The sequence below is a fragment of the Myxococcota bacterium genome, assembly GCA_040387835.1.
Classification (GTDB): domain Bacteria; phylum Myxococcota; class UBA727; order UBA727; family JABDBI01; genus JAZKCZ01.
Map to the genome: position 1 here is coordinate 368,824 of JAZKCZ010000002.1, position 13,640 is coordinate 382,463.

The 13,640-nt window shown below is 47.9% G+C and carries 14 protein-coding genes; 9 read left to right on the forward strand and 5 right to left on the reverse strand.

Going from position 1 to position 13,640, the window contains the following annotated elements; all coding sequences use genetic code 11:
* Both V4534_04455 and V4534_04460 read right to left on the reverse strand, forming a co-directional pair.
* Positions 1–1,137 carry an FIST N-terminal domain-containing protein gene (locus V4534_04455; GenBank protein ID MES2504112.1) on the reverse strand — a complete coding sequence of 379 codons (1,137 nt, stop codon included), beginning with the start codon at positions 1,135–1,137 and terminating at the stop codon, positions 1–3.
* The gene (locus V4534_04460; GenBank protein ID MES2504113.1) at positions 1,121–3,007 is read right to left on the reverse strand and encodes a response regulator; all 1,887 of its coding nucleotides are present in this window, start codon (positions 3,005–3,007) and stop codon (positions 1,121–1,123) included. Before V4534_04460 ends, V4534_04455 begins: the two co-directional genes overlap by 17 nt.
* Positions 3,008–3,095: 88 nt before the next feature.
* Between V4534_04460 and V4534_04465 the strand changes: the two genes are divergently transcribed.
* On the forward strand, positions 3,096–3,491 hold the full coding sequence (locus tag V4534_04465; GenBank protein MES2504114.1) for a hypothetical protein: 396 nt from the start codon (positions 3,096–3,098) through the stop codon (positions 3,489–3,491).
* On the opposite strand, the gene V4534_04470 is transcribed toward V4534_04465, so the two are convergent.
* Entirely contained in the window at positions 3,488–4,153 is a 666-nt protein-coding gene (locus V4534_04470) for a hypothetical protein (protein ID MES2504115.1), read from the reverse strand. The genes V4534_04465 and V4534_04470 overlap by 4 nt on opposite strands.
* 45 nt (positions 4,154–4,198) lie before the next feature.
* The gene (locus tag V4534_04475) at positions 4,199–6,550 is read right to left on the reverse strand and encodes a 1-acyl-sn-glycerol-3-phosphate acyltransferase (protein ID MES2504116.1); all 2,352 of its coding nucleotides are present in this window, start codon (positions 6,548–6,550) and stop codon (positions 4,199–4,201) included.
* Between the two features lie 3 nt (positions 6,551–6,553).
* On the opposite strand from V4534_04475, the gene V4534_04480 reads away from it, so the two are divergent.
* From V4534_04480 to mutT, 3 genes are read left to right on the forward strand one after another with little or no spacing between them, the layout of a single operon-like run.
* Positions 6,554–7,084: a tetratricopeptide repeat protein gene (locus V4534_04480; GenBank protein ID MES2504117.1), complete on the forward strand. Its 531-nt coding sequence runs from the start codon at positions 6,554–6,556 to the stop codon at positions 7,082–7,084.
* 6 nt (positions 7,085–7,090) lie between these two features.
* A complete protein-coding gene (locus V4534_04485; GenBank protein ID MES2504118.1) occupies positions 7,091–8,188 on the forward strand; it encodes a PQQ-binding-like beta-propeller repeat protein in 1,098 nt (365 codons plus the stop codon).
* Positions 8,169–8,666: an 8-oxo-dGTP diphosphatase MutT gene (mutT, locus tag V4534_04490; protein ID MES2504119.1), complete on the forward strand. Its 498-nt coding sequence runs from the start codon at positions 8,169–8,171 to the stop codon at positions 8,664–8,666. Before V4534_04485 ends, mutT begins: the two co-directional genes overlap by 20 nt.
* Here mutT and trxA read toward each other — a convergent pair.
* A complete protein-coding gene (gene trxA / locus V4534_04495) occupies positions 8,629–8,958 on the reverse strand; it encodes a thioredoxin (GenBank protein MES2504120.1) in 330 nt (109 codons plus the stop codon). The genes mutT and trxA overlap by 38 nt on opposite strands.
* 37 nt (positions 8,959–8,995) lie before the next feature.
* Between trxA and hemC the strand changes: the two genes are divergently transcribed.
* The 5 genes from hemC to V4534_04520 are packed head-to-tail and all read left to right on the forward strand — an operon-like array spanning position 8,996 to position 13,593.
* On the forward strand, positions 8,996–9,889 hold the full coding sequence (hemC, locus tag V4534_04500) for a hydroxymethylbilane synthase (protein ID MES2504121.1): 894 nt from the start codon (positions 8,996–8,998) through the stop codon (positions 9,887–9,889).
* The gene (locus V4534_04505; GenBank protein ID MES2504122.1) at positions 9,870–10,514 is read left to right on the forward strand and encodes a uroporphyrinogen-III synthase; all 645 of its coding nucleotides are present in this window, start codon (positions 9,870–9,872) and stop codon (positions 10,512–10,514) included. Before hemC ends, V4534_04505 begins: the two co-directional genes overlap by 20 nt.
* The gene (gene hemB / locus V4534_04510) at positions 10,511–11,497 is read left to right on the forward strand and encodes a porphobilinogen synthase (GenBank protein ID MES2504123.1); all 987 of its coding nucleotides are present in this window, start codon (positions 10,511–10,513) and stop codon (positions 11,495–11,497) included. Before V4534_04505 ends, hemB begins: the two co-directional genes overlap by 4 nt.
* Positions 11,485–12,486 (forward strand): uroporphyrinogen decarboxylase, encoded by a 1,002-nt coding sequence (gene hemE / locus V4534_04515; GenBank protein ID MES2504124.1) that lies wholly within the window; start codon positions 11,485–11,487, stop codon positions 12,484–12,486. The genes hemB and hemE overlap by 13 nt, the downstream gene beginning before the upstream one ends.
* Before the next feature lie 48 nt (positions 12,487–12,534).
* A complete protein-coding gene (locus V4534_04520; protein ID MES2504125.1) occupies positions 12,535–13,593 on the forward strand; it encodes a hypothetical protein in 1,059 nt (352 codons plus the stop codon).
* Positions 13,594–13,640: the final 47 nt, after the last annotated feature.

The window sequence follows — 13,640 nt, forward strand, 5'->3', positions numbered from 1 at the left end:
TTACTTTTCGGCAATTGTGGTGATCGTCATGGTCTGGTTGTGCAAATCGCATTTGCCAGTCCCAGTGGGCGAAATTTCTCCGTAAGAATAAAAGCCAACTTGCTTTGCTTGGGGTGGTAGCACGCCAACCACCGCTTCCGTTTCATCTTCGGTATGGGCGCCTAAAACGAGCCTTCTACCAACGCAACTGATTGCAATTGCCAGCAATTCGGAGCTTTGCGACGCACCTTTAGAGACCATTTCAGCAGCACCCGCCGCGCCGCTCACCAATCGATCAAAATTTGCCTTCATCAACTGCGCATAAGAGCCCTCAGGGATATCGCCTGCAAAAGTCATCGAATTTTTTTCTTCGTCAACCGCCAGAACTGTTCGCACCAAACCTTTTCGGCCTTGCTCTTCCGAGCGCAACGATAATGGGAACAGTAAGGCAGAAGCAGGAAGCTCTGCTGAGCGCTCGCCCAAGTATTCTTTGTACAATGTTAAGGCGGGCTTTCCGTCTAATTCATACAGAACATTGCCCTCAGATTTGGTTACCAGTCTTTCAGGGCCAAATACATCCCAACCGCCTAAAGAGCTTGCCCGCACCAAAATGTTTTGACCGTAAAAACCCACAATAGAAACGTAGCTGGGACTCGGCTTTTTATCATGAAGGACCCAGGTTTCTTTAAAAGCTGACCCATCGCCTGCCAAGCCGCCTCCTATGACTATTTCACTGGGCAATACGGAACTTATACCGCGGACGAGTTCGCTGCCGTTGACGCACAGGCCGTCGGACAAAATAAATACAGCCTTCAAGTCGTCTTCCAGGAGCTCACGCGCCAGTCCCTCGCCTGCCTGAAAAGACTGTTCATTCATGGCAATATGAAATGACGTGGATCTGAGCCGGGTGCTTTCAAACTGAGCGATGGCTACAGAAATACTTTCATCCGACAACTGCGACCCAAATATCTCACCCGCGGTGGAGCACCCAGCAACAACTGAGTTCGGGAAGTTGGCGTATATTTCGGCGATCGCAGCCGGATCCTTTTTGTAGCAAGGCGCTGCAAAAACTAAAACCAGAGTGTTTGAAGAGTCCATTTCAGATGGTAGTGGGCCGTCCCATTGTTTTTCGTGGTAACGCTTAACCGATAGTTTCATTTGTGTCCTCCGACATATCTAGTCTTTCTCTAATTAGTTTCAGCAATTTGATGGCGGAGAAAGGTTTTTGAATAAATGCTGAACCACTTTCTAACACGCCGTTTTCCGCAATCACATTGTCTGTATAGCCAGACATAAAGATTACTTTCATGTCGGGCTTGATTTTTTTAAGTCTTTCCGCCAGTTGCCTGCCATTCATGTTTGGCATGATCACATCGGTCAGCATTAAATCGATGTGTCCCTTTTCTTGCTCACAAATAAGTAAGGCTTCGCCGCCATTTCGGGCTTCGAGCACATGATAGCCATGTTTGCTTAAGAGATTGATCGCTACACCGCGAACGCGTTCTTCATCTTCCACCACCAGGATCGTTTCTTTGCCGCCTTCTGGCTTGGCCACTTCAGATGGAATTGGGCTTTCAATGGTTCCTTCTTCTATGACTTTAGGGAAATATAATTTGAACGTGGTGCCGTGACCCACTTCACTATAAACAGAGATAAAACCGTTGTTTTGTTTGACGTTCCCATACACCGTGGACAGTCCAAGGCCAGTTCCTTGCCCTAAACCTTTGGTGGTAAAGAAAGGCTCAAAGATGCGAGCCGAAACCGCTTCGGTCATGCCGCAGCCATTGTCGCTAATGGCAAACATCACGTATTGGCCAGGCTCAACACCCGAATGTTCTTTTTGGTGACTTGAGTCCAACGTGACGTTGTGCGTTTCTAAAATTAGCTTACCGCCACTTGGCATTGCATCTCTAGCGTTGACCGCCAAATTCATGACGATTTGCTCAACCTGACCAGCATCGGCCTTTATTTGCCACACAGGGTTGTTTGCGTGGTTGATTAGTTCAACATCTTCTCCGAGCAGTCTTTGCAACATGCGCTCCATGCGTACCAGCACGGCGTTAAGATCCATTAATTTCGGTGCGATAATTTGCTTACGGCTGAAAGCCAATAACTGCTGAGTTAACGAAGCAGCGCGCTCACCGGATTCCAAGATGGCCTCGACCCGTTTGCGCATTGGGTCCATCGGTGTCAAATCATCCATGAGCATCTGGCCATAATTCAAGATTACTGTGAGTAGATTGTTGAAATCATGAGCAACCCCACCGGCCAAACGACCAATGGCTTCCATTTTTTGGGACTGCCTAAGTTGTTGCTCGAGCTCTCGCTGGCTGGTCAAGTTCACAATACTGACCAAAGCGTTGGACAAAATAGCATCTTTAGGCGGCACGCGAATCTGAATCATAATATTCAGTGGAACACCCTTAAAGGTCCTGGCCACACTCTCAAAATCAAAAGAAAGCAAGCCACCCGCCAGCCCAACAACGACATCCTGAAAATTAAAGAGCGTTTCCTCAGTGAGCAACTTCCCAAAGTTAGCCATCAAATCATTTTTGTCTTCTGCGCCGAATAAGCTGACCGAGGTGCCGTTCACATCGACCATTGTCACCAAAGACATAGTCTCCCCCATCCATTCGGGGTGCTTAACCAAAAAGGCCCTAATATCAGTTACACCTGATTTTTTTAAATCTTCAATCGCAGAAACCAGCTTAGAAATATCTTGCTCCCAAATCGAAACCGAAGTGGTTTCAAAAATATGGCGATATTTTTGCTCTCTGATCGTGAGTTCTTGGGTTCGCTTAAGAACTTCATCCTCTAATGCTTGCTTAGAAATAACGGATCTTTCAAGCTCTTGGCCAAGCATGTTGAGCCCAACGGCAACTGCATTGAAACCTGAGTCTTCGTAGCCGACCTGAACTTTCTTGCTAAAATCCAAAGCGGATAAACTCAAAATAACGTCTAGGATCTCTTCCGTTAGACGCTCTGCTTCATCAGGATTTAGAGTTACCGAAAGCTCTTCACTCACCATTAAACTCCTAAAATTCAGTTTAACATGACTGTTCATTTGATCGCGAAACAACTTTTATATTAAAATATTTTAAACAGGGGTGATATTCATGGATATTCAGCAAAATTCGAACGAAGTAACCACTCGCACCGCGCGCCTATGGCTTGGGGAAGATGGCATCCTTCGAAAAGTCTTCTTAAAAAATGCTGATGAAACGCTGGCGGACGCTTTGGCTTCCGAAGACATCATCAAGCGCATCAGCGGAGAAAAGAAAAGACCGATTTTGGTCGATTTCACAGCGCTTCACTCCATGGATCAAGATGCCAGAGATTATTACGTGAGCGAACGCGCAGGCACACTGCTGGCTGCCTGCGGTGGGGTGACGCGATCGATGATCGGCCGCGTTATCAGCAACTTCTTTATTGGCTTCAACAAGCCTCCAACACCTGTGAAGCTGTTTGGAAGCGAAGAAGAAGCCATCACCTGGCTGAAGCAGTTTATTTAAAGAAGCTTACCAAAGCGGCTTTCCAAGATGGCTTTCATATTATCGGCCTCAACCTGATGGCCAGCTTTGAACAGATTCCAGACATCACCTACCCAAGGCCTGTCTTTGCGGGCTTGCGCCTTTTTAATATGTTCCGGCAGGTCGTTTCCTCTTATGTAATACGGATGCCGGCAGTTAACCCACATCAACACACAGCCGGGTTTATTGAAAGTTGGCATGGCATCGATAAAACGGCAGTAATACCGCATCCATAGCTCATTAGGCTGATCCCAGGCGCATAGATAATCCACCACTTTGCTGTCTGCATAGCTTTCGGTACGCACATAGATGCTGGTATCAGGAGCCAGCGCCTCACGGCCAACATATAGATCGCCTTCAACCAGTTTTAGATCTCTGAGCGTGTAGGTCCATTCTTCCAGGCTAAATGGGTTGGCCGCGTATTCAAAAGCCTTGTCTACCGGACATTTGATATAGGAAAATACCGGGCAATAATCGCCAAATACTTCTTCATAATCATATTTCTCTTTGGTAGCGCTGATGAACTTCGGCATAGAAGTTTCAGGCGGATGTTCTTCCGATCGAAATAACCCTGAGATCTTTGACAGAGGCATGTCGTTGGTTAAAAGATCGTTGCGTGTCCAGCCTGAATTTGAACTTTTCATGTTCTGATTGAAACATGGGGTCCGTTTCTAAGTCAATTCATCTGCCTATCTTTCGTAGTGGCATTCTTGCAAAAGCTGATTTATGCGCCGCAGATCGTCTTTTTTATCTGCCTTCAACCTGGCTTTACCGCCTTCGAAAACCAGCAAACCCATATCTTCAAATAAGAGCAAAGCGTTATCTACGAGAGATTTACTCGCGATCTCAGGGTAGTCCGTCACACCGCTTAATACAGCTTCCTTAAGAAAATCCAAAAGCGCCGAAACCAAAGCCTTGCGACTTGGAGATTTAAGAACTGCCGATTCGAGCTTTTTGGAACATATCCAATACGCATCGATAAAATTAGCCAGCAAATTGGAGGCGAACAAAAGCTGCTCCTCATTCTCCCGAGAATCAATCATACGAATATGATCTTGCACCCGGGTCATGATTTTAGCTTCAACCACAGAAGCCATCCGCTTTTCGAAGAGCTCTTCAAAGGGCACTCCAGCCGGAGAAGTGAACTCAAACCTAAAAATCTGAGTAAGTGCATAAGCCTTTTTCTGTAAGACCGATTTTTTAACCACTTTGCGCTGATTTGTACCGCAAGATACGATAAAAGCCGTGGCCAAAATGGCATCCGCCACAAAGTGGTGAATGAGATTATTTTTATAATAATCCAAAGATAGCGCATTCTTTTCAGGGACTCGATAATAGCTCCGCCTGCCCGCTTGCTCAGCCACAATCAATCCATCTTGCAGCAAGCCTTCTAAAACAGGCTCCAAGCTTGGCTTAGGAACTCCTACATGCAGCGCTATTTTTTTAACTGACCACTCCAGTTGAGCACGGGACAAAATGCGACGTTTAGCGCCAAGCAATGCCGCCGCAACCAAAGACACAGGCGTTACCACCGTGCAACGGTTGATACCCGAGATAATGCGCTGCGCTAGGATTTTCACCAAGCCTTCGCCTTGATGAACATCAAAATGCTCCACAAAGGAAATAGGCTCGTCTAGATTCACAAACACACGCCCATAACGTTTGCGTAGGATTTTAAGTGAGCTGAGCAGATCTCTGCGCCCCTCTCGTCGTTTATCTGCACCTTCAAGCTCTAGGCGATATTCGCCCGCTTCTACCAGCTTTTCATAAGAGATGGAGACGGGGATAAACGTTGCTTCAGAAAGCTTATGCTTGCTTAAACAGTCCACCATAATAGACAGCAAACCAAGCTTAGGCGGCATGGTTTTACCGCTACGGCTTCTCGCGCCTTCGATAAAAAATTCTTGCGTAAACCGCTCTCTCAGGAGCCTTTTAATATAAGCCCTGACCACTTGAGGGTACAAAGGATCGCCCTTAAAACTGCGCCGGATAAAATAAGCGCCGCCTTGTCTAAATATCGCTCCCAGAGGAAAAAACGACAAATTATCGCCTGCAGCCACATGGGGGAGCATCAGGCCTTCCCAATATAGAATCTGGCTTAAAACCACATAGTCCATGTGGCTTCGATGCGCAGGCACCAAAATCACCGGCCCTCTCAGCGAAGCTTGTTTGATTTTATCAATATCCGACGCTTTCCAAACGATACCATCGTAAATTCGGTTCCAAACCAAACTTAGAACTTTATCCATCAAGTGGATCATATCGATATCAAAGCGAGCCGCTATCTCTGAATAATATTGCTGCGCTTTTTTTTGCAGCTTAACTTTGGGCAAACCAGTTTGGGTTTCAATGCCGGCCATGAAACTCTGCAAATCATTATCGCGGATTGTATCCGCACCAATGCGAGCCGTGCCTTTCGCAGCTGGCCCATAATAAGTTCTTTCCAAAACTTTGAGGCGCTTGAGCAAAACGCCTCTCACCTTTCGAACCAAAATTTCATCTGGTGCGCCAGCATTCGCTTCAAGAAACAGTTTTAAATTTAAAGGCTCAGCAATTACCCATTTGGCAGAGCGCCTAAACACCATCAACCTAAGCAAAAGGCGCAGAAAACCCGGCTCGCCTCTGGTGCCGAAAATCCGATCAACGGCCGAGGGCCTGAGTTTACTGGAACGAGCGCCTAAAACCAAAGCATGGGGCACCAAAAATATAGGCTTTTCAATGCTTTTTTGCAGGCGAATCAAAGTCCGAACATAGTCTCGCTTACGACTTTTTTTCATGGACCAAGCGCTGTTGGGCTTTCTGAGAAACAGCTCCAACGCACCGAGGCCACTGCGGAGCGATCGAATTAATTGAGCCGCTTTGGAAGAAGATTTAAACGCCGAAAAAACTACCGGAGGCAGACCAAATTGAGAAATCGATCTTTGCAGGACCCAGTGCAGCAAAATGCTTTTGGAACGATGTACGTAGGCAACTACACCTTCAGCGCCCAAGTCTTTGACGCGCACCGCTTGATCGTCAGAATATCGGATTTTACTTAGCATAATATGTATATATCCGTAAAACTGACATATTGGGGACTTGCTGAAAAGAGGAACTCATGCGATTTTGCCCAGATGAATCGGATGTGGATTAAAAAGAACCAAAGCATTCTCGCTACTGTCGCTGTCCTTTTTGCTGTTATCGTATGCGGCATTCCTGTTTGGATTCATCTCGCTGAGAAAAAGAACGAGGTTGCATCGGAAAGCTATTATCGGGCACTGGCAGCGATCAAAAAGGACGACCCTGAAAGCTTAAAAACCGCTCAGGCCGCTCTCAATCAAATCGCCGTTAAGGACGATTCCAAGGTTTCCAGACTTGCAAGCCTGGCCTCAGCGAAGATTTCTCTCCAATTAGGCGATGCAGGCGCAGCAGCAAAAATTTACGAAATGCTACTGACTAAACTTTCTCCTAAAGATGCCCTAAGGCCTTTAGCGCTGGTTGGACTTAAAACCAGCTACGATGTCTTGGGTCAGAGCGAAAAATCCAAAAATATTCAAGCCGAACTAGCCAGCCTTGGCTTTTTGAAAGCGAAATAAAAACGCGTGTTTTTACTCCTTACATTGCAAATCCTCGCGCTCGAGCAAGCGCCCAAGCAAATCGTTGCTAAGAACTACTGCGTGTCCTCTCTCTTTGCAGAGCCGGACACTGGCTGTATTAGCTGGAATCGCCACGAAACCGCCGGGCCTCTATTAGATGAAAAACGTCAGGTTCTCTATATCGGCGGCTCTGACGGTTACCTGCATATCGTCTCCCCCATCAGCGGCAAAGTTTTAAAACGCATTGCTTTACCAGGCAGCTTACTAACCACCCCTACCCTGCTAGAAGACATTCTATTGGTTGGAACCAACCAGGGCAGCGTGATTAAGTTTGACATTGATACCTGGAATCCAGTGTGGCAGCAGAAACTGGGCAGCGAACTTACCAATCCCATCGTAACCAATGGCAACAAAGCCTACGTGGTCAGCGGTGTTGGCACCCTGCATGCATTGGATTTAGAAACAGGCGAGCTGCTCTGGGAAAAGCGGCATACCGCCAACACTTTAGGCCTGTCGATGAAATCCAATCCCTTGATAGCAGGCGACAAACTTGTTTTAGGCAGCGACAGTGGCAAACTCGAGTTCTTAGACTTGGCCAGCGGTGCCGCATTATTTAGCCTCAATTTAGGTGACACCAAAAAACCTTATCCAGGTATCGTCGCTGATCCAGTTGCGATCGGCTCGAATCAAATTGCCGTTGCATCCTTTAATCAAGGTGTGTTTGCACTAGATGCTACCACTGGTGCCATCCGTTGGTCCGTGCCCCATTTACCCAATATCACACGTTTGGCACTGAGCGATAAATCGCTAATTGCTGCGGGCCCTAGATATGTTTACGCCATCGATTTGGCGAGCCAAAAGATCCTGTGGAAATTTGATTTCAAAAAAGGCAGTCCGAATCGTTTAATCGTTAAAAATGGCGCAGTTTACCTAGGCTCAGACAGCGCTGCGTTATATGTTCTGAATGCGGCATCTGGCCGTCCACTTTCAAATTTAGGATCGGGTCTTGGCTTTGCGGCAGACTTTGATTTTTCTTCTGATGCAACCTTGTTTGCCGTCAGCACGGCGGGTTATCTTTACAAATATGGACGAAAGAAAACTTAGAGTTGTCGCAGCCTTAATCAGGCAAGGCAAACAGGTCTTAATCACCGAGCGCTGGCCTGGCAAGCACATGGGTTTGACCTGGGAATTTCCTGGCGGCAAAGTCGAAGCTGGAGAGTCCGATGAACAAGCTTTAAAGCGTGAGCTTCAAGAAGAACTTGGCATTGAAGTGGATGTGGGCTCTTGCTGTTTTCAAACCACCTACTCGTACAGTAACAAAGAAGTCCACCTATGCATCTATCGATGCAAAATCACCGAAGGAACCCCCACGGCCCTAGATGTGAAAAGCCTAGAATGGGTCGCCGGCGATAAATTAGGCCTGCGGCCTTTCCCACCTGCAGATATGCTCTTTGTGCAAGAGTTGGTGGCGGATCGAATCCCCGAAGAAAGCGAGCTTGAAGACAGCGATTTATCATTTAAGCCCGCGATGGTGGTGCGGCGTATTAAGCCAAGTGCTTCTTCAACATATTCTCAAGGGTAGCCTTAGCGACACCGCCGATCACTTGGTCTACCGGCTCACCGTTTTTGAACAGAATTAAAGTAGGAATGGAGCGAATTCCAAAACGTGAAGCGATTTCATTGTTTTGGTCCACGTCGAGCTTGCCCACGCGTACTTTGCCGGCGTATTCATTCGCCAACGCTTCAACATGCGGTGCAATTGCCAAACATGGTCCACACCATGTCGCCCAGAAATCCAATAAAAAAGGCTCGCTGGATGCCTGAACTTCTGTTTCAAAATTAGAATCTGTGATATGAAGGACGTTTTGTGCCATAGACACGTAGTATGAGTTCATCTATTAGCAAAAATCAATGCCTATTCGAATCGGAGCACGTGGATCCAAGCTGTCCCGTGCGCAATTACACATTGTCCAAACAGCTCTCGAAAAAGCCTGGCCTGAAATTCAATTTGTCACACACATATTTGAAACATCAGGCGATTTGGACCAAAAAAGTCCCTTACCCGAAATTGGTGGGAAAGGTGTCTTTACGGCAGAACTTGAACAAGCCCTTACAGAAGGCACAATCGACCTTGCCGTACACAGCCAAAAAGATTTGCCGGTCCAAAACCCGCCTGGTCTTTGCCTCGGCGCCATCCTCGAACGCGCAACGCCCACAGACGCCCTCATCAGTATCTTTGGCCACACCTTAGCCACGCTGCCCATGGGCGGCAAAGTTGGCACCAGCAGCGCCAGACGCAAAGCACAACTTTTAGCTCTAAGACCTGATCTAGACATCGTATCCATCAGAGGCAACGTTGACACACGCCTTAAAAAAGCCGCCTCGTTAGACGCCATCGTCCTAGCACACGCTGGCCTCGAGCGCTTAGATCTTCAAAAGCATATCTCCGAAGAAATCGATTCAGCTCGAATGTTACCTGCGCCCGCCCAAGGTGCTCTCGCCGTTCAATGCCGCAACGAAACCGAGTTTTTAACGCTTCTAAAGCCGCTTCATCATGAAGATACTGGTAAATGCACTCAGGCAGAGCGCGCCTTTTTACAAGGGCTAGGCGGTGGTTGCTCGCTTCCCATTTCAGCCTTGGCCTATGTTGAAGACCAAACCATTTACCTAGAAGGCCAAGTACTAAATCCGCAAGGCACACGCGAAATTCGCCTGACGCTCGCTGGCAATGATCCCATCGAACTTGGCCATGAATTAGCCAAGCAGGCTTTAGCGCAAGGAGCTCATGAGCTCATTGGCGAGTAAATGCATCGTTGTCACCCGAAGCCTCTCGCAGAGCCAAACTCTGGTATCCTGCATAGAAGAGGCGGGCGCCACCGCGTTTTCATATCCTTGTATCGAAATAACATTCGAGCCTTTGCCTGATATTAACTTACAAGCCTTTGACTGGTTATTGCTGACCAGCCAAAATAACGCGCAAGCCTTTGCACAAATCAACCTGCCTCAATCACTGCAGATCGCCCGCATTGATGCACAGCGAGCCCCCAATTCAGCCTCTTTGGCCGGCATGTTCGAGAGCATGCCACCACAGCGTATTTTGCTGCCGCAAAGCAATTTAGCGGATGATAGCTTGCAACAAGCCCTAAAAGCGTCTGGCCACGCCGTTAAGCGCATTTTGAGCTACACCACGCAGGCAGCCCAAAGCGATATCGACTTGTCAAAGCATTCCATCGATGCCGTTACTTTCACTAGTCCGTCTACGGTGAAATTTTTTCTAGAGCGCGCGCCAAACTTCCTGACCGTACCCGTTGCCTGCATTGGCACGACAACTTATAAGGCTGCTTTGGCGAGCGGCTTTCAAAAGGTTATCTGCGCTAAAGAGCCCAGCCCCAGTGGTCTCGTCCAAATTCTTGAGGAATATTTCGCATGAACAATTTCCCTGCCTACCCCATTAATCGTCCAAGAAGGTTAAGACGCACGCCGAATATGCGCGAACTGCTTCAAGAGACGCGCCTGTCAGTCAGCGATTTCATCTATCCCATCTTTGTGCGCCATGGGAATGATAAGAAGCCTATTGGCTCCATGCCTGGTCAACTCCAGCATAGCCTTCAGTCCTTGGTAGACGAAGTCAAGCATGTCGAGCAACTTGGCATTAAAGCCGTCATGCTCTTTGGAATTCCAGAAAAAAAAGACGCTCATGGCAGCGATAATTTGAGCGCGTCGGGCATTGCTGCATCCGCAATTCAGGTCATTAAAAAAGCATGTCCCGATTTGCTCGTTATTTCAGATCTCTGCCTATGCGATTATTCTGACCACGGTCACTGCACGCTCATAGACCCATCGAACGGCCATTTTTTAAACGAACCAACTTTAGAATATTTAGCCAAAGCAGCGGTTGTTCATGCGAGTGCAGGCTCAGATATGATTGCACCCTCTGGCTGCATCGACGGGATGGTGCAAGCCATTCGAGCAGGTCTTAACGAGGCAAAGTTTATCTATACGCCCATCATGAGCTATTCGGTTAAGTATGCCAGCAGCCTATATAGCCCTTTTAGGGAAGCGGCTGAATGTGCGCCGCAGTTCGGCAATAGAAAAACCTACCAGATGGATCCGCCCAATGCTCGCGAGGCCATTAAAGAAATGGCCATCGACATTGCCGAAGGCGCGGATATCCTAATCGTCAAACCGGCCGGCTTTTATTTAGATATTATTCAAAGCGCCAAGGCTAACTTCGACGTACCCATCACCGCCTACCAAGTCAGCGGTGAATACGCGATGCTTCATGCCAGCGCGCAGTTAGGCTGGACCGATTTACAAAGCACCGCGCTTGAAAGCCTGACCGCTATTAAGCGAGCGGGTGCGAATCAAATTATTACCTACTTTGCAAAAGATGTGGCCCAATGGATTTCCTAAACGCTCTTCAAAACAAGCCAGTTTCCAAAACGCCCATTTGGCTGATGCGTCAAGCCGGCCGTTATATGGCTTCGTATAGAGCTTTGCGCGCCAAGCATACTTTGCTCGAGTTGGTCAAAACGCCTGAGCTCGCATGTGAGGTCACGCTTCAGCCTTTGGCGGCGTTTAAACTCGATGCAGCGATCATATTTTCTGATATTTTGCCGATCTTGGAAACGTTAGGGCTCGGTCTCGATTTCGTTCACGGCGAAGGTCCGGTTTTGGATAATCCCATTCGCACCCGTGCGCAGGTGCAAAATCTCACTTTAAGGCCCATTGAAGAAACCGTCGGCTTTACGCTGGACGCTATCAAACTGGTAAAGCCTGAAATCAAAGTGCCTTTGATTGGCTTTTCAGGATCGCCGTTTACACTCGCCTGTTACGCCATCGAAGGCGGCTCCAGCAAAGATCATCGCTTAGCCAAAACGTTCATGTATTCAGAGCCGGAAGCGTGGCATCGTCTCATGAGCACGCTGGCTGAATTAGTCGGGCAGTATTTGCTGCTTCAAGCTGATGCGGGCGTAGATGTACTGCAAGTCTTCGATAGCTGGGCCGGATCGCTCAGTGCGATAGATTATGAGCGTTTTGTATTTCCACACACTCAAAAGGTTATTAGGACCGCAAAACGCTCAGGCAAGCCTGTCATTTATTTTTCCACTGGCACTGCAGGATTTAACCATCTAATTGCGAAGTTAGATGCTGATGCCTATAGCATTGACTGGCGCATGCCACTGGGGCAAGCGCATGAAATTTTGGGCACTCATAAACCCATCCAAGGCAATTTAGATCCTCTCACTCTGCTGGCACCCTGGGATGAGCTCAAACATCAAATCGATTTCGTTCTGGCACAGGCGCCTAAGACAGGCTTTATCTTCAACCTCGGTCATGGGATCTTGCAGCAAACACCTGAAGATAACGTCCGCAGGTTAACGGACTACCTAAACGCGTAATGTCACCCAACGATTGCTGTGGCTCATTCGTCCGTTGTATCCTTGGGTATGCCTGAACCCATTGAAGAAGAGCTCCCGTTAGAAGAAGAAATCGAAGAACCGGCAGAACCAGCTACCGCGCCATCAAGCCCTAAATCGCCGGCCGCCAGCTTTGCCAGTGACCAAGACGATTCCAAAGCTGCCCAAAAGATCGCAACTGAAGAAAAATTCCTCGAGCCTATGGATTTAGAAAGCGCGGAAGCGGTTCCAAGGCGGCGCGGCAATTTCAGAACCCAAGTCGCTGCCAAACAGTTAAAGCGTCTCACGATAGATCCCAAAGAAGCTGCAGCTGAGGCTGGCGAAAAAGTACAAGATCTCGCCGCCTCGCACGGTGCCAGTATTTTGCACAATATCCCAGTACTCGGCCTGGTCGCCACTTTCTTTGCCAAGCGAAAAGAAAATAACGAGCTAAAAGAAACGAGCGAAGATTTTACCGCCCTCAATCAAGCTCGCATGAAGATTTTAACCAAACAGCCACATGCCGCATTAGACATTGCCCGAGGAGTCGCTCCAAAGCAGTTTTGGCAGGAGAATCAAAGCCGCGGTGTCAATCTTCTGCTCGCCAACACTTTAGAATACGCCCAAGTGCAACTTCAAAAACGCTTTGCCAAACTTCAAAGAAGCAGCGTTGCCACTGATGTACAAACTATCGGCGCCGGCGTTTCAGCTTCCATCATCGGTGCACCGATTGGTGTTGGGATTTCAGCCGCTGGCGCTGTTGCCAAAGCGGGCATGGGCCTAAAATCTTTAGCCACTTTCGGCAGAAAATTCATCAATCGCACCCTAGGTGTAGAGCGCAGCGAACATGCCAGTCTGCTGTACGGTCTCGCGTTGGAGCATTTACAGTCCAAATATCAAGTACCGCCAGCCAGAGATCTCGACATGGTCAACCAATCAATGGACTTTGTCAGCACGCTCGGTATAGCCAAAGATAGGGAACAAGCGCGTGCCAATGCGTTTCAGATGCTTCGTTCATTAAATGTAGCGCCTGATCCGGGCGATCAGCAATCGGTAAATCTATTCATGACCAAGGGTTTTGATAAAATCATGGATTTGATGAAAGGCTAACACGCAAACAAATTCGAAAAATTTAGATTTCTCCAAAAGGCCTGAGG

Excerpts from the sequence above, each read along its gene's own strand:
- V4534_04455 (MES2504112.1), bottom strand. The coding sequence starts at position 1,137 with ATGAAACTATCGGTTAAGCGTTACCACGAAAAACAATGGGACGGCCCA.
- V4534_04460 (MES2504113.1), bottom strand. The coding sequence starts at position 3,007 with ATGGTGAGTGAAGAGCTTTCGGTAACTCTAAATCCTGATGAAGCAGAG.
- V4534_04465 (MES2504114.1), top strand. The coding sequence starts at position 3,096 with ATGGATATTCAGCAAAATTCGAACGAAGTAACCACTCGCACCGCGCGC.
- V4534_04470 (MES2504115.1), bottom strand. The coding sequence starts at position 4,153 with ATGAAAAGTTCAAATTCAGGCTGGACACGCAACGATCTTTTAACCAAC.
- V4534_04475 (MES2504116.1), bottom strand. The coding sequence starts at position 6,550 with ATGCTAAGTAAAATCCGATATTCTGACGATCAAGCGGTGCGCGTCAAA.
- V4534_04480 (MES2504117.1), top strand. The coding sequence starts at position 6,554 with ATGTATATATCCGTAAAACTGACATATTGGGGACTTGCTGAAAAGAGG.
- mutT (MES2504119.1), top strand. The coding sequence starts at position 8,169 with ATGGACGAAAGAAAACTTAGAGTTGTCGCAGCCTTAATCAGGCAAGGC.
- trxA (MES2504120.1), bottom strand. The coding sequence starts at position 8,958 with ATGGCACAAAACGTCCTTCATATCACAGATTCTAATTTTGAAACAGAA.
- hemC (MES2504121.1), top strand. The coding sequence starts at position 8,996 with ATGCCTATTCGAATCGGAGCACGTGGATCCAAGCTGTCCCGTGCGCAA.
- V4534_04505 (MES2504122.1), top strand. The coding sequence starts at position 9,870 with ATGAGCTCATTGGCGAGTAAATGCATCGTTGTCACCCGAAGCCTCTCG.
- hemB (MES2504123.1), top strand. The coding sequence starts at position 10,511 with ATGAACAATTTCCCTGCCTACCCCATTAATCGTCCAAGAAGGTTAAGA.
- hemE (MES2504124.1), top strand. The coding sequence starts at position 11,485 with ATGGATTTCCTAAACGCTCTTCAAAACAAGCCAGTTTCCAAAACGCCC.
- V4534_04520 (MES2504125.1), top strand. The coding sequence starts at position 12,535 with ATGCCTGAACCCATTGAAGAAGAGCTCCCGTTAGAAGAAGAAATCGAA.